We start from the raw sequence: 17,619 nt of genomic DNA, 5'->3' as shown, positions 1-17,619 counted from the left end.
TAATCGCGTCTGTACTCCTCACTCCTATGAAGTAAACTGCGAACCGAGAATCATCGTCCCAATCCCAACATCAGTAAAGATTTCTAGTAACAGGGCGTGGGGAATGCGACCATCGATGATATGTGCTGCACGGACTCCTTGAGCAAGCGATCGCACACAACAACTTACTTTGGGAATCATCCCACCGCTAACTATACCATCAGCAATCAACTCGCGGGCTTCGCGGATATCTACTTTCGGAATCAAAGTAGATGGGTCTTTGTAATCTTTTAAAATTCCACTGGTGTCGGTCAGTAAAATTAACTTTTCTGCTCCTAGTGCAGCAGCGATTTCTCCAGCTACAGTATCGGCGTTAATGTTATAAGCTTGCCCTGTTTCGTCTGCGGCGACGCTGGACACTACCGGAATATAGCCATTGCTAGCGAGGGTGTCCAAAATCTTGATATTCACATTGCTGACTTCCCCCACAAAACCGATGCCTTCTTGACCTTGGGGACGGGCTGTAAATAGATTACCGTCTTTACCGCAAAGTCCTACAGCCAATCCACCAGCTTGGTTAATTAGGGCGACAATTTCTTTGTTAACTCGACCAACTAAAACCATTTCCACCACATCCATTGTGGCGGCATCAGTGACTCGCAGACCATTCTTAAATTGTGGTTCGATGCCCAGCTTATCTAACCAACTATTAATTTCTGGGCCACCGCCGTGGACTACAATTGGACGCAAGCCCACACAGGATAAGAATACAATATCGCGGATAACTTTGTCTTTAAGTGTGCTATCTTTCATCGCTGCGCCACCATATTTGACAACAACAGTGCGACCGGCGAATTGTTGAATATAAGGTAGTGCTTCGCTTAGTACACGTACACGAGTGGCTTCAGTTTGCCTGATGTATTCAGAATCGTTGTCCGTCATGAGGAGCCTAACAGAGAGAGTTAAAACCTATTTCAGTCAGTGTAGAAGATTTTGTAACCTGTAACAATAAGGCCAGAGGCGAGAGGAAAGAAGTAAGTTTAGTTAATATTTTGGCGATTTCAAAGCTGATTCATGGTCTGAAGAAGACAATTATTTTTTTGTAAGGTTCCCTGATTTTCCTGGAATTTATCCTGTAGTTCTGAATTGTAAAATGGTTTTTAGATCGTCTTCTTCTTCCTTCAGTACTTTTAAAGTCCATGAATTGCGATTCTACTATCCTAAAATAAGGACTAGCAACCCGAATCGAAAATTATTAGGAGAAATATGGATACATCGATTCTCGATCGGCTAATTGAAGAATTAAAAGTTATGCCTGAAGACTTGCAATATCGAGTATTGGAGTTTGCCAGAACTTTAGTAGGTTCGCAAATTCATGGTGTTCCAGGTAGACGATTATTACATTTTACCGGAACAATATCGCCAAATGATATTCAGTTGATGCGCGAAGCAATTGAACAAGATTGCGAACAGGTAGATATAGATGAGTGGTAGATACCTGCTTGACACTAATATTATTATTGCTTTATTTGCAAATGATAGAGCAGTAAATAATCAGATGGGAAATGCAGAAGAAATTTTTATTCCCAGTGTTGCTATTGGTGAATTATTTTACGGTGCAAGAAAATCAGGGCGATCGCAAGGAAATTTAGAACGTATTGAGGAATTTATTGCCATAAATACGGTCATTGGATGTGATGTAGAAACTGCCCGTAAATATGGTGAAGTTAAGAATAAATTGCGCCTCAAAGGTCGTCCATTACCCGAAAATGATATTTGGATTGCATCTGTTGCAATTCAGTATAATTTAATTCTTGTTACGCGAGATACTCATTTTCAAGAGGTTGAAAACCTACAAACAGTAGCTTGGTGAATACGTCTTGTACACAAGTAGCTTCAGCTTGCCTGATGTATTCAGAATCGTTGACCGTCATGAGCAGCCTAACAGAGAGAGTTAAAACCTATTCCAGTCAGTGTAGAAGACTTTGTAACTCGTCACAATCTCTGATACCAAAGTTGAGTATATTTGTACTGGTATTGAATGAATACAATTTCTGAGCGATGGATGAAGACACAAGAAGAGCGGAAGAAAGAAGAGAACTAAACCGACGTTTTGATACTGGAGATATTGAATTTCTCAATAGATTCTTCACACCCAATACAAGTACTGAAGAATTGCTCAAACGCATTGCTGCTGGAGAAAAAGAGTTTGTTGATATTTCCTTAGATGATCCTAATTTGAGCGGAATCAACTTGGCTGGAGCTAACTTGACTGGTGCTAAATTGTTGGGGGTTAACCTAAGTGGTGCTAATCTGGAGGGCGCTAATCTGAGTTACGCCTTCTTAGATGGAGCTAACTTGAGTGGTGCCAATCTAGAGGGTGCTAATGTTGCTGAAGCTTCCGTAGTTGGTGCTAACTTGGAAAATGCCAATCTTCGAGGAACTATTGGTTCCTTTGGTCACGCTCATGGGGCTTTCTACCACAATACTATTATGCCCAGTGGTAGGATTTTTGTTGGCCCAGATTGGGTTGAAGGGTAAACAATTCTCCGTTTCTGTGTGGAGTCACAGTGCTATTTTAGGAAAACTGTCGGCAACCAGTTCGCCGATTCAATACCTTTATTATCGACTCAAACCTCGCGTTGCAAACATAACAGATATTAGGCGATCGCACCTTCAAGCCTCTAAAATTGAAATCATTCGGCTGAAGCTAGGGAATGAAAATGACCACGCTGCTAATTCAAACTGAAAGCACACCCTTAACGGTAAATTTCCCCTCACTTGTGCAGATGACAACTGAGCAGTTCTATGAATTCTGCCAAGCCAATGGAGATTTACGAATTGAGCGTACTGCCAATGGGGAAGTCATCATCATGCCACCAGCTTTTTCAGATACGGGCAACCGTAACTTTAACATTGCTGCACAGCTTGGGAATTGGACTGAAGAAGATGGCACTGGCATAGGCTTTGACTCCAGTACAGGTTTTACGCTACCTAATGGAGCAATGCGTTCCCCTGATGCTTCTTGGATTGAACTGGAGCGTTGGAACGCCTTAACAGATGCACAAAAAGCCTCATTTGCACCAATTTGTCCCAGCTTTGTGATTGAGTTACGCTCCTCTAGCGACCGGCTGATAAAATTACAAGACAAAATGCAGGAGTATATCGATAACGGTGCATCACTAGGCTGGTTAATTGATCGGCAGAATCGAAAAGTCTGCATTTACCGTCCGAATCGGCAACTTGAAGTTTTGGAAAATCCCGAAGCAGTTAGTGGTAATCCAGAATTACCAGGGTTTATCCTACGGATGGCCAAAATTTGGTAACTTGAGTCTTCCTAATGAGAAACTTGTGTTTTGAGAACGCTAGGAATTGCCTCAAGTACTCGCTTGGCAACGTCTTCAGGTGTATCTCCCTCTCGCTCAATGATGTGCAAATCGGCTTGAGAATAAAGTGGTGTTCGTTGTTCGAGGAGCGATCGCAATTTACCTTTAGAATCAACATCTTGCAAGAGTGGTCTTGTGGTATCCTCAGCTAAACGGCTGTAAATTATCTCCACTGGCGCATCTAGCCACACTATCAAACCGTGGTGCAAGTAACCCCAATTTTCTCGCCGCATTACAATGCCTCCACCGGTTGCTATAGTCAACTTTGTAAAAGCACAAACTTGTGAAAGCACGTCGCTTTCTAACTGGCGAAACCGGGCTTCACCAACTTCTGCAAATAACTGATTGATAGATTTACCTGTTGCTTGGGCAATGACATTATCGGTATCCACAAACCCATAAGCCAATTCCTTTGCCAGTAAGCGCCCTACTGTCGTCTTACCAACGCCCATGATCCCAATTAAGTACAGATTGACTCCTTGTAATAAACTGCCCACCAGTCGCTTCGCTCCAATTATGAATTTTCTTAACTTTTAAATCCTAACTTTTTACTCTACTTTAAATGTCTTAGTTTAAGTTTGGGATGCTCCCACTTTGATTGCATCAATTGTTGGGTGCAGGCATATACTTGATGTTCTATCTGTTGCCGGATTTTAAAGAATTGGTATTAAATCATGCCTTGGGAAATTACTGCTGAGGAGTTGTTGGCTCGGTATGCTGATGGAGAGCGAGATTTTCGAGGGATTGAGTTGATCCAATCTGCTGAGGAACCTCAAGATAACATGATCGACCTCCAAAAAGCTATTTTGCGAGATATCAACTTGCGCGGAGCCTATTTGAGACAAGCCGATTTGAGTGAAGCTGATTTGACTGGAGCCGATTTGTTTGGTGTTTCTTTGGAAAGCGCTTGGTTGAAACGCGCTATTGTCAGGGATGCTAATTTGTATTCTGCCAACTTGCATTGGTGTAGTTTGCATGAAGCTGATTTGCGAGGAACGAACTTGGCTCAGATGAATGCTACTAGCGCTTTCTTTTGTGGAGCAAACATCAGTAGTTTCGAGTTCGCTATTCTGATTAAAACTAACTTCCGAAATGCTTACATCGCTCCAAACATTATTTGGAGTTATGGAAATTTTGTTTACGATACTACTATGCCTGATGGCACTATCAAAAGCGGCCCTTTTTTCGGAGAGTTTTAGCTCGGAGGTTGGGTTTCGTTCCTCAACCAACATTATATGACTGCTATCCAACCAAAACACATCAAACGCGCAAACAATCTCTTGTCCTCTGTTAGTTTTTTGTCCGGTGATTTCTGGCTGGCCTTGTAATCAAACTTTTTTATACCTAGCTTTTGATAATAAGTGAGTCACGCGACTCCAGTTTTTCACCTTGACTGAGTATCTAGTTTGGTTACTCAGCATTTCTTCTATGTATTTATATAATCAATTAGAAAGATAAACTCTAACAGTACTGCTACTACGACTTTGATAACCGACATTAGTAATTTCCGCAGGAATACAACTACAAAGTAAACCTCTGATAAATCTATTTTCAATGTTTTTCAAGGCTTTTGCCTTTACGGACATCAAATTTACGTATAAATTTCCTAACTCCCAATTGGTTTTAATTTCTACAAATTCATCTTCTATTTGAGTTGAATTAACTGCCGTTATTAATGTATTTAAAGTAACTTATGCAATAGATGAAGGATTATTCCGTGAAATTACCATAAATAATCAGCGATAAATTTCTAAGGAATGTAGCAATTTTCCTGAAGTAACTTGGTAATTGCTGCATAGCGATCGCTATGGTTAACGAAAAAATTAACATAGCTTGTTTGAAACTTTATCCACACAATTTCTGTCTATTTAAATAATCAGGATTTTTACTCTGGTGGGTAATTTTAAGTATACACAATACTGTGTTACCAACAGCACAACATATTTATTCTAAAAGTTCAGTTATAACAAGCCTCGCTCAATTAAATCTTTCTGATAAAGGTGTAAATGATGACTTATTTACCGCGATTGCCCAAAAAAACCTTGCAAAGTTGAAGTTTCGGCACAAAGACTACTGCATATTTCACCCCAATAAGCCTGAATGAATAAATATAGTATGAATGAGGTGTCAACTATGACTCGAATTCGTGACGTTGTACAAAAAGCTTTAGCAACTGGCTATTTGACAGTGGAAGCTGAAAATCAACTACGACAACTGTTGGCTACCCGGTATGACCTGGAAGATTTTAATGCTTTCATGACTTTGCAGGAAGCTGCCATGACTGGTAAGGTCAAGCAGGAGTCTAGAGAGCGGTGTGGCATCAAGTAGAGACCTAACCTTCTATATCTCACCGACGGGAGCGTTTATCATCATCCTCAAAATCATCCTCATCATCAAAAAATTCCCAATCATCATCATCCGCTTGATTGGTAGTCGGCGGCTGCTGATAAGGGGGGATGATTACCCGGTAATCAGCATCGTAAATTGATTCAGTTTTTCCCGCAGCCGTATTTTTTGGCTCACGGTAGCTGTAGGAGTAAACTGAACCAGATTTAGAACTACTTTTGGCTTCTGATTGACGTTCGTAAGTTGTTGAGTCTCTAGACTGTTGAGCTTGAGGATTAGGGGTAGGCGCTTCGTCTGACTTTTCATCAAAGTTCCAATCATCATCTCTACTGCCATTTGTCTCCCAATCATCAAATACATCACTGCTAGGCTGTTCTTTTTTACTAGCTGGCGGTGGAGAACTGGCAGGACGAGATGTAGGTTCTTCTCTTTGGGTTGCCTTCGCACGAGGCGAAGTTGCGCTTCGGCGGTTAGGAGTTTGGCGTTGTCCTGCCACAAAATAATTGGATAAGTTAAACAAGGTAGCAATCAATATAGATGTGAAAGCACCAGTGGCAGTACTGAACAAAATCCATATCGCTAGTGGTAATGGTTGAGTTCGCACGCCCAAAAATACTAGCGATAGGGCAGGTGACCAATTTTGGGCTAACAACAGCGTTAGTCCTCCCAGTACCGCCACCAATAGAATTAAGCGAATTACAGCCATAGCAATTTTGTCAGTTGTCAGTTGTCAGTTGTCAGTTGTCAGTTGTCAGTGGTCAGTCTGATTACTCTTCACTAATTACTGTTCACTGACTACTGACACTATCAGCCATCTCTATCATTACCCTTTTAGGACTATTGTGAAATTTACGATAAATCCGCTAAGGGCATTAGCGACGACCTTGCCACCTCTGAATTGGGATGCAGTCAATATCTAGTTGATCTAAAGCACGGGCAACTACAAAATCAACTAAATCCTCGATAGTTTGGGGATTGTGATACCAGGCGGGAATAGCGGGGACAATTCTAACTCCAACTTCTGCTAATGAGGTTAAGTTACGGAGGTGGATGAGGCTAAAAGGTGTTTCACGTGGGACGATGACCAGCTTTCGCCCTTCTTTGAGTTGGACATCCGCTGCGCGTTCTAGTAAATCGGAACTTAAGCCAACCGCTAGCTTTGCCACTGTGCTCATGCTGCATGGAATGATCATCATCCCCAGAGTGGCAAAGGAACCACTGGCAATCCCGGCTCCAACATCACTCCAAGGATGACAGCGGAGTTTCCCGGAAAGTGCAACTCCAGCCTGCTCTCGCCAGAATTGTTCTTGCCCGGTTGGTTCTGGTGGCATCCGAATTTCCTGTTCTGACTGCCAAACCATGTAAGTTGATTTAGAGGCAACCAATTCAATACTATACTCCGCTTCTAGCAAAAATTTGATCGCGCGAACAGCGTAAATCAGACCAGATGCGCCCGATACGCCTAAGATTAAAGGCTTAGTGTTATTTGACACGTAAGTTTGAGTGTATTTTACTCATCCTCAGAGTAAGGGTCTAGGTCATCAGAATCAATGTCATTTGGTAAGTAGAGGTCTGAAAGCTCCTCATTGGAAGCACTGCCAGTTAAACCTTTGGCTACACCATCGCTGCCGACTGTTACCAAATCAATTTGCTGACGGTAGTAATCGACACTTTTAACTTGCACGGCGACGCGATCGCCTAGTCTATAAGAAGCGCGATTTTTGCGACCAAACAGTGCTTGCTGTCTGGCGCGATATTCGTACCAATCATCTTTGAGAGAACTGACGTGTACCAATCCTTCCACTCTTAAAGGCACACCAGGATTACTGCTGGACTCCACCTCAGCTGCTGGTACTTCAATTTCCACAAAGAAACCGTAGGATTGAACACCAGTAATCACACCTTGAAATACCTGACCGATGCGCTGCTTCATCAGTTGGGCTTTTTGCAGTCCGGCTAAATCGGCTTCAGCTTCTTGGACTTCTTTTTCTCGGTCGTTGATTTGGACAATTATCCTAGTCAAATCGCTTTGGAGTTCTTGTTGCAATTCTGGGGGTAAAACGTTCCAGTTAATTTCCTCATGGCTGGAGGAGTGGCGCAGGTTAACGCGCTCTCTGACACGGGTATTGCGGCGATCGCGTCCGTTTTCGAGTAGCGTGTAATACACTCTCTGCATGAGCAAATCTGGGTAACGTCGCAAGGGGGCACTAAAGTGGATATATTGCGGTAGTGCCAGACCAAAGTGAGATCCTTTGGTGGTGCTGTACGCAGACGGCTTAAGTGTATCTTGTAATAAATAGGTAAGAACTTGCTCAGAGGGTGATTCGGCAAAAGCTGTGGTCAAATGCTGATAATCTAAGGGTTGGATATCCACTTCGGGATCTAGTGTGAGGTCAACGCCTAAATTGATTGCCAATTTCAGCATTTCCTGCACATCTTCAACATCGGGTGTGCCTTGGACTCGCCAAATGGCGGGAACACCAAGGGCATTTAAGTGAGTTGCTACCAGTTGATTAACTAGCAGCACCAATTCCGTGAGTAGCGATCGCACTGGTAAATCATTCACCACCACAGCCCCTAGAATTCCCTCATCATAGTAGGCGTTTTGACTTGGTGGCAGATTCAACTGGAGGCTACCACGAGTTAACCGTACCTGTTTCACAGCTGTTTGCAAGGCTTGGAGGTCTTGGAGGATCTGGGAAACCTGTGGAGATTGATCTTGAGCTTCACCTGTGAGAATTGCTTGGGCAAGTTCGGTACTTAGTGCAGCCTCTACGTTGATTACACTGGGTTGAATTTCCCACTCCAGCACTTGTCCAGATTGGGGATCGATTGTAATTAAAAAAGAGATAGTTAAGCGATCGCTCCCAGGTACTAAAGAACAGCGTTCTGCCACAATTGCTGGCAACATTGGCAGCACTAATTCTCCCAGATACACTGATTTGCCCCGTTTAAGTGCTTCTCTATCTAGGGGTTCGTCAGGTTGGACATAGTGAGAAACATCAGTGATATGAACGCCCAAAAGCCAGTTTCCGGCTAAGTTTTTTTCTAAACTAAAAGCGTTTTCTATAACTTTGGTATCGCCATTTACCCCTTCAATGGTGAGAGTAAACAAATTACGTAAATCTAAGCGATTTTTCAGGTCTGCTTTGAGTAGCTTTTTGGGCAACTTGACGGCTGCTTCTAGCACATGATCTGGAAAAGTCCGGGAAAGGTCGTGCTTGCATGTAACTAAATCTATATCAGCAGCAGCTTCGGCATCGCTGCCGAGGATTTGCACTACTCGACCAAGGGGAGGATATTGTGCCAACGGGTAACGTAAGACTTCCACATGAACCAAGTGATCGATCGCTTGTTCCAATTTCGCCCCGTTAGGTTGGATTTTGAGTTCAAACAGCAATCGATCATCTAAAGGCACAGCCCGGAAACCGCTTTCCACCTGCTTAATTCGTGCCAGTAACGTGTGGTTGGAACGTTCTAGAATCAGCTTCACCTCTCCTTCGGGAGAGCGACGGCGACTGCCTTCTTTGAGAACTCTGACCAAAACGCGATCGCCATTCCAAGCATTACTCAAATGACTTTCGCGGATGTAAATATCCTCAGCTCCTTCCACATCTTGAATAGCAAAGCAAAAGCCTTTACTTGAACAACGGAGTTTTGCCTCGATTATTCCCTCTTCTGAAACACGGCGATATTTACCCCGTTCTTTCACTAAAATACCGATTTTTTCGAGAACATCTAAGGCAATGTGAAGTTTTTGTAAACTTTTTTCATCTTCACAGCCAAGTTTCTTTTCTAAAACTTTCCGAGCTACCAATTTATCATCGGTGAAATTGGCAAGGAGTGTAGCGATTGAAAATTCCATGCAGTGAACCGACCTTTGGTCAAAACATCATTTTTTGTTTAATCTGGTTCATTCCTGTATACCCTCACGGCTTACAGAAACAAGCTGGAAACGAATTGCCCTGAATCAAGACTTCCTAAGTTCTAAGGAAAGGAAGCCCGACCCAGCAAGAGCGGGAAACTACTCCCGCAGTTCCGAGCAAAGGAAGCCGACCCACGGACAACTCTGGGCGTCTACGAACTTCTCACTCCACGATGCTCTCAGAGTTCGCCTGCGTTCAAGTCTCTTCACCTAACCAAACTTCAGATTGCACGCCTGATTAAAATTTAGCCCCGCTAGGTAGTTACGCGACGGGTTTTTGAGAAGCTGGTTTAGAGAATCCATGCTGCCCAAAAGCGCTATGCAGGGGAAACTACAGGTGTTTGATTGTCTAGAGTGAAGGTAATTTTACGCCATTAGACTCTGATTTTTAACTAGGAGGAACTGCCGATGAACCCAATTTTCCCACATGTAGAATCGGTAACAATTAGGTGAGCAGCTTTATAAGCAGTGAGGGCGAACCTTATCTTCATTATTGTAGATTTAGAGCGCACTTCCAGAAAATAGTTCTAGATATCGAGTTGGGTAATTAGTATAGCATTGTAGGCAAGACTACCCAGGTAAGTTAGCACTAGCCAAAAATTTCCTCAAAAAAGAGCTACTGCTACAATTGGGACACGGCACAAAGCAAAAATATCACCTTGATCCCTCCCTCAAAGCCTGAATTTTCGCTCAGAATCAGGCATTGAAGAAGGTAGAAATTTTATCGCGATCGCAGCAATCAGTCGTTAGCGGACATTTTGCTTCCAATCCTCTCGCACGCGATATTACAGTGGCACAGATGATCGATAAATTCGCGCTCCTATTAATGCAAAGCTGTACAAAGAATATCTGTAGTTTGCGATTCATAGGGAAATTGAAATGTACGCTATTACGGGAATTACGGGTCAGGTCGGCAGTGCAGTCGCCCGCAAATTGCTGACCGAAAACCAGTCTGTACGCGCTGTGGTGCGCGATTTCAATAAAGGAACCGCTTGGGCAGAACAGGGCTGTGCAGTCGCCCTGGCGGACATGAACGACGCCGACGCGCTCAAAGCGGCTTTTGCAGGTGCCGAGGGTGTCTTCGTGGTGCTGCCGCCGAACTTCGCGCCATCGCGGGGTTTCCCCGAAACACGGGCGATCGTCGCCGCCCTGCATACCGCACTTGCTGCGGCACGTCCGGGCAAGGTCGTTTGCCTATCCACAATTGGGGCGCAGGCAACCCAGCCGAACCTGCTCACTCAACTTCAGATCATGGAGCAGGTACTGGGGGATCTGCCGATGCCGATCGCCTTTCTCCGTCCCGCCTGGTTCATGGAGAACGGCTCCTGGGATGTAGCACCAGCTAGGGAGAGTGGAATCATCCCAAGCTTCTTGCAACCTCTGGACAAACCGGTGCCCATGATTGCTACGGCGGATATCGGTCGCGTCGCATCCGAGTTGCTTCAACAAACATGGAGTGGACGGCAGATCGTCGAGATCGAGGGCCCGCAACGTGTGACGCCGAATCACATTGCCAATAGCTTTTCCAAGCTCCTGGGCCACCCAGTCCATGCAGAGGCGGTTCCTCGCGAAACCTGGGAGGCGCTGTTTAAGTCTCAGGGTACAGCCGACCCGCAGCCGCGCATTCAGATGCTTGATGGTTTCAACGAGGGCTGGATCGAGTTCGAGAGTGGCGAGTCCGGCTCCATCAAGGGCGAAGTCGAACTGGAGACAGTTCTGAAAAGCCTGGTGGATCGTCCAGCTAGACAGCCTTAAGCAGGCAGGAGGAATCCCCATAAATAAATTTAGTTGCTCTCAGACCCTTTTGGCTCTATGGTGAGATATTTTTCCAACGTAACGTCATAACAGTTGGTTCGCTAATTACAGCCGCGAACTATTTTTCTTTTCCACATCCCATGAAAAGTCAGATTTGTGTTTCGTTGCAAGCAATCAAAGACACAAATCTTTTTCTTGCTCCATCAGTGCTGAGTCCTAAGTGGGGAATCTCACTTAGGACTCAGCACTGTTTCGGTAAGCAATTAAAAATAAAGAAATGCAATATTGATAGGCATCCTGGGTATCGAGTGGATGTAAATTAAAGTAAGGGCAGTTTACCTCGCTTGAGCATACAGGCAGTATCGACCCCGTTATTAAAAAGATTTAGATTGGTAGCAGTATTATGTTGGCTCAATTCCAGAGCTTGTATCCCAAGGGCAGTCTGATTTCTGAATTAGTGCAAATTTATCAAGGAAAATATATTGTCCGGGCAAGCGTGCAAATTGAAGGCGTAACCCGTGCTACGGGTATGGCAGCAGCAGAAACAGTAGAAGCAGCAGAAGACCAAGCCAGAACTAGGGCGCTGATAGTTTTGGGTATTACAAATGCCCCACCCGAATCAGTGGCATTTACCTCAAATCCAATTTCCCCCGCGCAGCTAAACCCTTCCTTAAATACCAAAGGTGGATTAAATGAATCTGCCTATTCGTCTGTAAAAGATGAGGATTTTGTTGGTAGTCAATGGCCACCGGTCAGTGACAAAGAAATATCTATGCCGCCTTCCAGAGTCCGCAATATCAAACCAGAAGTAGTAATAAGCAGTAATGAACAGTACGAGTACAGCAATGCTACGCCTCTAGAAAGCGATACCTATAGCCAGGATTTAGGTCAAAACTTTTCTGGGACTGCTAACCGGGAGCTAGAATTTGATCCTCCAGTTGAAAACTTGGAAATAACGTCTAGTGACCAGATGGAAAATCAAACCTTTCCAGCAATTTCTGCCAATAATGTCACACCATTTACACCTCGGAGTTACAGCCCTCAAGAGGATGTCGCCACCCCGTCAGTGACAGGGAAGAGAAAGAAGAAAGCTGAACCAGTGGATTTATCGGATGTCATTGCTAAAACAGATGTCGAACTTCAGCGTTTAGGCTGGACACCAGAACAGGGACGGGAGCATCTGATTGAAACCTACGGTAAAAGGGGGCGTACTTTGCTGACTGAAGAACAATTACACGGATTCCTCAAATACCTTCAATCGCAGCCAGACCCAATAGCGGGATTTTGATTTGTCATTAGTCATTAGTCATTGGTCATTAGTCATTTGTGAGGACTAATGACTAATAAGGGACTTCCAAATAAAAAAATACTCAACTAATTCTTGTGGGGTGGGCATCTTGCCATAGGTGTCAACTTAAGCGCAAACCCTTTTAAAACCTCGTTTCCAGCCTCTGGCTGGAAATGCTCCTCCTGGCGGCTCTGCCGCCAGCAAGGGAGGCGGAGCCTCTAGAATAGCATTCCCAGTCTCCGACTGGGAACGAGATAATCTAAAAGCTGGTTCTAGGCAGGTTTTTACGCTAAGTTGACACCAATGAGCAATGCTGTGCCCTTACCGCGTGGTCTATATTACCTGAAAATAGCTGTAATGTTGAAATCGAACGGTTATGGTGGACAAAAATGGCCGAAGAACAGTATTTCATAACAACTTATACCAAGCCTGTTCGCACTTTGCTTACCCAGGAAGAATTACTGGATTTCCTCAGATACTTGGATCTCGCCCTATACCAGAAGACAACTCTGAGCTTTACGCGGAATATGAAGAGTTACAAGATTTTTCTACATACTCAGACATATCTGAAGTACTGACTAAAACTGATGTCGAAATGCAGCGCTTAGGTTGGACATCAGAGCAGGGACGGGATCATCTGATTAAAACTTATGGTAAGCGATCGCGTACTTTGCTGACCGATGAGGAATTACACGAATTCCTCCAATACCTCCAATCTCAGCCAGACCCGTTAGCGGGATTTTGATTAGTCATTAGTCTTTTGCTAATGACTAATGACTAATGACTAATGACTAATGACTAAACAACAGCAACTGCTGGGCGGCTACCAGCAGCATGGCGGTCAATCACTTGGTCAATCAAACCGTAGTCCCTGGCTTCCTCTGGTGACATAAAGAAGTCACGTTCAGTATCTTCAGCAATGCGCTCAATTGGTTGACCTGTATGGTCAGCTAAATAGTCATTTAGCCGCTTCTTATGGTACAAAATTTCCCGCGCCTGAATTTCAATATCAGTCGCCTGTCCTTGAGCGCCACCTAGAGGTTGATGAATCATAATCCGAGAATGGGGTAGACTCATCCGCTTACCCTTAGCACCAGCACTGAGGAGAAAAGCGCCCATACTCGCCGCCAATCCGGTACAAATTGTACAGACATCAGGGCGAATGTGTTTCATAGTATCAAAAATGCCCATACCAGCCGTCACCGAACCACCGGGAGAATTGATGTACATATAAATGTCCTTCTCCGGGTCTTCAGCATCCAAATACAGCAGTTGGGCAACAATCAAGTTAGCAATGTTGTTGTCAACTTGTTGTCCCAAAAAGATGATGCGCTCACGCAACAGCCGTGAGTAGATGTCAAAGGCGCGTTCACCTCGACCCGATTGTTCAATAACGATAGGAATCATGGAAGCGTGTTTGTGGCTACTTTAAATACATTTTATCGGTGACAGCACGAAACTGGGGTTTATCTCTACTGTTCCCAGGTGGATATAAGTCAATCTTGGCTATTCTGTCTTATTCAACAAAGGAGCAAAGTGTGATTTTGCAATAGATTCAACCTCCAAGGGCACTTTTTAGCAACAAAAGCTGTCTCAGAGAATATCCCGATTTAGGGAAGAATAAATCAAAAAACTTCAATTGTCGCCAATCTTACATCTCGGACTTTGCTGCACAACCTTGGCGATGTATTGATTAGACCGATAACCGAAATCCGACTTGCTTAGGGAATTATGTTAACTTCCAGTAACATTTTAAAAATTTTTTTAGGATTTCCTTCAGCATTCATCAAGTTATTTTTGTTAGATTCGGTAAATCGGGAGTACGAGGTGTATTTAGAATAACTAGTCGTAGTTGAAATGCTATCCATTCAGAGAGAGACGTGCCATGCTGGAAAAACTTATACAAGCCGCCATCATCACCTTCTTGCTCTACCTGATAGCAGGACTTAGCCCAAATACTTTAATTCAGACAAAGACAGCATCCCCTGTGCGAGAAACGCCACCAAATATGGTTAGCTTACTATTGCAATCTTTTCAGTAAAAATATTTCACAAATTGTACAGGTGTCGGCGATATCAAAGACATGCACTACTACCTCCTACCCAAAAAGTAATTCGCTCGGAGGGTTTCTTGCATATACATAGCCGTCTAGGCTAACACTCCTGGGAACAGGGTAGACTGAGCAAAGAAGGCAACTATTTGCATTTGATCATGACTAATCGCCTTGCTGAAGCTAAGAGCCTCTATCTCCGCAAACACGCCGAAAACCCGATTGATTGGTGGCCTTGGTGTGACGAAGCACTTGCAACTGCAAGGACGCAAAATAAACCGATTTTTCTCTCCATTGGCTATTCTAGTTGCCACTGGTGTACTGTCATGGAAGGCGAGGCTTTTTCTGATATTGCGATCGCTGACTACATGAATGCCAATTATCTTCCCATTAAAGTAGACAGGGAAGAAAGACCTGACCTCGATAGCATCTATATGCAGGCTTTGCAGATGATGAGCGGTCAAGGGGGTTGGCCTTTGAATATCTTTCTTTCCCCAGAAGATTTAGTGCCGTTTTACGCTGGGACTTATTTCCCTGTAGACCCGCGCTATGGTCGTCCGGGATTTTTGCAGGTGTTGCAAACGCTTCGCCGTTATTACGATACAGAAAAAGAAGACTTACAGCAACGCAAAGCCTTAATTATTGAGTCTCTGCTCACGTCTGCGGTGTTGCAATCCGGTACAACAACCGAGCTTGAAGACCATGAATTACTCCGCCAAGGTTGGGAAACCAGCACAGGTGTAATTACTACTAGGCAATCTGGCAATAGCTTTCCGATGATTCCCTATACAGAATTAGCATTACGGGGAACTCGATTTAATTTTGAATCTCGGTATGATGGCAACCAAGTTTCTACTCAGCGGGGACTAGATTTAGCGCTGGGAGGCATTTATGACCATGTGGGTGGTGGTTTTCATCGCTATACTGTTGACCCTACTTGGACAGTACCGCACTTTGAAAAGATGCTCTACGACAATGGACAGATTGTGGAGTTTCTGGCTTCTTTGTGGAGTACAGGAATACAAGAAGCAGCGTTTGAGAGGGCAATTACTGGTACTGTACAATGGCTCAAGCGGGAAATGACCGCGCCGGAAGGTTACTTCTATGCGGCTCAAGATGCCGACAGCTTCACTGAACCCACGGCAGTAGAACCAGAAGAAGGAGCCTTTTATGTCTGGAGTTACAGCGAATTACAACAACTGTTAACACCTGAAGAACTAAGGGAATTAGAACAGTTTACGGTGACACCTAACGGCAACTTTGAAGGACGTAATGTCTTGCAAAGACGCCATTCAGCGCAACTGGGTGCAACGCTGGAAACGGCACTGAGCAAGCTGTTTACCGCTCGCTATGGCGTTAGTTCTGAAGAAGAGGAAACTTTTCCCCCGGCTCGTAACAACCAGGAAGCAAAAACCGCTAACTGGCCAGGTCGCATTCCCTCGGTGACAGATACGAAGATGATTGTCGCTTGGAATAGCTTGATGATTTCTGGGCTGGCTAGGGCTGCTGGGGTTTTCCAAGAACCGTTATATCGGGAATTAGCAGCACGAGCGGCGAATTTTATCTGGGAAAATCAGTTTGTGGATGGGCGTTTCCACCGACTCAACTATCAAGGAGAACCGACCGTTTTAGCGCAGTCTGAAGATTACGCTTTTTTTATTAAAGCTCTCTTGGATTTACAAGGTTCCAACCCTGAGCAGAAGCAATGGTTAGAAAAAGCGATCGCTATCCAAGATGAATTCAACGAATTTCTCTGGAGTGTCGAGTTAGGTGGTTATTATAACACATCTAGTGATTCTAGTCAAGATTTAATTGTCAGAGAGCGCAGTTACGCGGATAATGCTACACCATCAGCTAATGGAATTGCGATCGCTAACCTTGTCCGTCTGGCCCTACTCACCGATAATCTAGATTATTTGGATTTAGCGGAACTTGGTTTGAAAGCTTTTAGGAGTGTCATGCATAGCGCTCCCCAAGCTTGTCCCAGTTTATTTACAGCTTTAGATTGGTATCGTAACTCTACCTTGATTCGCAGCACAAGTGAGCAAATAAACGCTTTGATCCCCAAGTTTCTGCCAGCAGCTGTGTTTGCCGTAACATCTGATTTACCAGAGGGAAGCGTTGGGTTAGTTTGCCAAGGTTTGAAGTGTCTTGCACCAGCAGAAAATGTAGAGCATTTATTACAGCAAGTGCAGCAAAGTCAAAATAGAGGATAATTTTGGCAACATCAGACGCATAACCGTGAATTAGGTGAAGTGACAATGACGACCCGTAGCGAATTAACTGCCATAGTCTTAGCAGGCGGTAAGAGTTCTCGCATGGGTCGAGATAAAGCCTTGATTCCAATTCAAGGGGTGCTGTTGTTACAGCGAGTTTGTGGTGTTGCTCAAAGCTGTGCTGATGCTGTTTATATAGTCACTCCCTGGCCAGAACGCTATCAAGACTTGCTTTTGCCTAGTTGTCGGTTTATCCGGGAAGTACCTTTGTCTGGAGAATCTGTAGCCCACGGGCCTCTAGTTGGGTTTGCCCAAGGGCTAGCCGAAGTACAGACAGGTTGGGTGCTGCTGCTAGCTTGCGATTTGCCGAGGTTGCGGGTTGAGGTGTTGCAAGATTGGGTAACTAAACTTGATAGCGTGGGGGATAATGCGATCGCAGCTTTAGCTGATCATCCTAAAGGTTGGGAACCTCTATGTGGTTTCTATCGCCGTCGCTGTTTGCCACAACTCCTAGAGTTTATCAACCAAGGGGGGCGATCGTTTCAGCAGTGGCTTCGGCAATATCCTGTAGAAGTTTTGCCCTTATCAGAACCAGAAATGCTGTTTAACTGTAATACACCAGACGACTTGGCTTTAAGTTAATTCCGAGTATAAAATATATTAGGCACGCAAGG

The 17,619-nt window shown here is 44.3% G+C and carries 18 protein-coding genes and 2 pseudogenes; 13 read left to right on the top strand and 7 right to left on the bottom strand.

Annotation, left to right across the window (positions count from 1 at the left end; all coding sequences use genetic code 11):
• Positions 1–24: 24 nt before the first annotated feature.
• Positions 25–921 carry an acetylglutamate kinase gene (gene argB, locus V7K30_RS29640; protein ID WP_335005498.1) on the bottom strand — a complete coding sequence of 299 codons (897 nt, stop codon included), beginning with the start codon at positions 919–921 and terminating at the stop codon, positions 25–27.
• 324 nt (positions 922–1,245) lie between these two features.
• On the opposite strand from argB, the gene V7K30_RS29635 reads away from it, so the two are divergent.
• The 5 genes from V7K30_RS29635 to V7K30_RS29615 all read left to right on the top strand — a co-directional run bounded on the left by V7K30_RS29635 (position 1,246) and on the right by V7K30_RS29615 (position 3,305).
• Entirely contained in the window at positions 1,246–1,473 is a 228-nt protein-coding gene (locus tag V7K30_RS29635) for a hypothetical protein (RefSeq protein WP_335005497.1), read from the top strand.
• On the top strand, positions 1,463–1,852 hold the full coding sequence (locus V7K30_RS29630) for a type II toxin-antitoxin system VapC family toxin (protein ID WP_335005495.1): 390 nt from the start codon (positions 1,463–1,465) through the stop codon (positions 1,850–1,852). The genes V7K30_RS29635 and V7K30_RS29630 overlap by 11 nt, the downstream gene beginning before the upstream one ends.
• Before the next feature lie 188 nt (positions 1,853–2,040).
• Complete coding sequence (locus V7K30_RS29625; RefSeq protein WP_335005493.1) at positions 2,041–2,520, top strand: pentapeptide repeat-containing protein; 480 nt, start codon at positions 2,041–2,043, stop codon at positions 2,518–2,520.
• Positions 2,492–2,728 (top strand): hypothetical protein, encoded by a 237-nt coding sequence (locus V7K30_RS29620; RefSeq protein ID WP_335005491.1) that lies wholly within the window; start codon positions 2,492–2,494, stop codon positions 2,726–2,728. Before V7K30_RS29625 ends, V7K30_RS29620 begins: the two co-directional genes overlap by 29 nt.
• Complete coding sequence (locus tag V7K30_RS29615; protein WP_335005489.1) at positions 2,703–3,305, top strand: Uma2 family endonuclease; 603 nt, start codon at positions 2,703–2,705, stop codon at positions 3,303–3,305. The genes V7K30_RS29620 and V7K30_RS29615 overlap by 26 nt, the downstream gene beginning before the upstream one ends.
• A gap of 11 nt (positions 3,306–3,316) precedes the next feature.
• Here the strand turns inward: V7K30_RS29615 and V7K30_RS29610 are convergent, their stop codons facing one another.
• Positions 3,317–3,862, bottom strand: coding sequence for a shikimate kinase (locus V7K30_RS29610; protein ID WP_335005487.1), 546 nt, complete (start codon positions 3,860–3,862; stop codon positions 3,317–3,319).
• A gap of 177 nt (positions 3,863–4,039) precedes the next feature.
• Here V7K30_RS29610 and V7K30_RS29605 point away from each other — a divergent pair, with 177 nt between their 5' ends.
• Entirely contained in the window at positions 4,040–4,564 is a 525-nt protein-coding gene (locus tag V7K30_RS29605; protein WP_335005485.1) for a pentapeptide repeat-containing protein, read from the top strand.
• Between the two features lie 135 nt (positions 4,565–4,699).
• Here V7K30_RS29605 and V7K30_RS29600 read toward each other — a convergent pair.
• A pseudogene (locus V7K30_RS29600) lies at positions 4,700–5,038 on the bottom strand (NB-ARC domain-containing protein); the annotation flags it as partial.
• Positions 5,039–5,498: 460 nt separating this feature from the next.
• Between V7K30_RS29600 and V7K30_RS29595 the strand changes: the two are divergent.
• The gene (locus tag V7K30_RS29595) at positions 5,499–5,693 is read left to right on the top strand and encodes a hypothetical protein (RefSeq protein ID WP_334969594.1); all 195 of its coding nucleotides are present in this window, start codon (positions 5,499–5,501) and stop codon (positions 5,691–5,693) included.
• A 19-nt stretch (positions 5,694–5,712) separates the two neighbouring features.
• Here the strand turns inward: V7K30_RS29595 and V7K30_RS29590 are convergent, their stop codons facing one another.
• The 3 genes from V7K30_RS29590 to V7K30_RS29580 all read right to left on the bottom strand — a co-directional run bounded on the left by V7K30_RS29590 (position 5,713) and on the right by V7K30_RS29580 (position 9,576).
• Entirely contained in the window at positions 5,713–6,417 is a 705-nt protein-coding gene (locus V7K30_RS29590; RefSeq protein WP_335005483.1) for a LapA family protein, read from the bottom strand.
• A 166-nt stretch (positions 6,418–6,583) separates the two neighbouring features.
• The gene (locus V7K30_RS29585) at positions 6,584–7,204 is read right to left on the bottom strand and encodes a flavin prenyltransferase UbiX (protein ID WP_289797221.1); all 621 of its coding nucleotides are present in this window, start codon (positions 7,202–7,204) and stop codon (positions 6,584–6,586) included.
• 17 nt (positions 7,205–7,221) lie between these two features.
• Positions 7,222–9,576: a ribonuclease R family protein gene (locus V7K30_RS29580; RefSeq protein ID WP_335005481.1), complete on the bottom strand. Its 2,355-nt coding sequence runs from the start codon at positions 9,574–9,576 to the stop codon at positions 7,222–7,224.
• A gap of 939 nt (positions 9,577–10,515) precedes the next feature.
• Here V7K30_RS29580 and V7K30_RS29575 point away from each other — a divergent pair.
• From V7K30_RS29575 to V7K30_RS29565, 3 genes and pseudogenes are all read left to right on the top strand, one after another.
• Positions 10,516–11,391 carry an NmrA family NAD(P)-binding protein gene (locus V7K30_RS29575; RefSeq protein WP_335005479.1) on the top strand — a complete coding sequence of 292 codons (876 nt, stop codon included), beginning with the start codon at positions 10,516–10,518 and terminating at the stop codon, positions 11,389–11,391.
• A 403-nt stretch (positions 11,392–11,794) separates the two neighbouring features.
• Positions 11,795–12,679, top strand: coding sequence for a hypothetical protein (locus V7K30_RS29570; RefSeq protein WP_335005478.1), 885 nt, complete (start codon positions 11,795–11,797; stop codon positions 12,677–12,679).
• Positions 12,680–13,238: 559 nt separating this feature from the next.
• A pseudogene (locus V7K30_RS29565) lies at positions 13,239–13,424 on the top strand (hypothetical protein); the annotation flags it as partial.
• A 53-nt stretch (positions 13,425–13,477) separates the two neighbouring features.
• On the opposite strand, the gene clpP reads toward V7K30_RS29565, so the two are convergent.
• The gene (gene clpP, locus V7K30_RS29560; protein ID WP_335005476.1) at positions 13,478–14,086 is read right to left on the bottom strand and encodes an ATP-dependent Clp endopeptidase proteolytic subunit ClpP; all 609 of its coding nucleotides are present in this window, start codon (positions 14,084–14,086) and stop codon (positions 13,478–13,480) included.
• 478 nt (positions 14,087–14,564) lie between these two features.
• Here clpP and V7K30_RS29555 point away from each other — a divergent pair, with 478 nt between their 5' ends.
• The 3 genes from V7K30_RS29555 (at position 14,565) to V7K30_RS29545 (ending at position 17,587) form a co-directional block, all read left to right on the top strand.
• Positions 14,565–14,720, top strand: coding sequence for a hypothetical protein (locus V7K30_RS29555; protein ID WP_335005474.1), 156 nt, complete (start codon positions 14,565–14,567; stop codon positions 14,718–14,720).
• A 170-nt stretch (positions 14,721–14,890) separates the two neighbouring features.
• Positions 14,891–16,945, top strand: a complete 2,055-nt coding sequence (locus V7K30_RS29550; RefSeq protein ID WP_335005472.1) for a thioredoxin domain-containing protein — start codon at positions 14,891–14,893, stop codon at positions 16,943–16,945.
• Between the two features lie 45 nt (positions 16,946–16,990).
• Entirely contained in the window at positions 16,991–17,587 is a 597-nt protein-coding gene (locus V7K30_RS29545) for a molybdenum cofactor guanylyltransferase (protein WP_335005470.1), read from the top strand.
• Positions 17,588–17,619 lie beyond the last annotated feature (32 nt).

Source organism: Nostoc sp. (genome assembly GCF_036917655.1).
In the GTDB taxonomy this organism is placed as follows: domain Bacteria; phylum Cyanobacteriota; class Cyanobacteriia; order Cyanobacteriales; family Nostocaceae; genus Nostoc.
The sequence above is the reverse complement of the archived record's forward strand: the minus strand, read 5'-3'. Positions and strand labels throughout refer to the sequence as shown.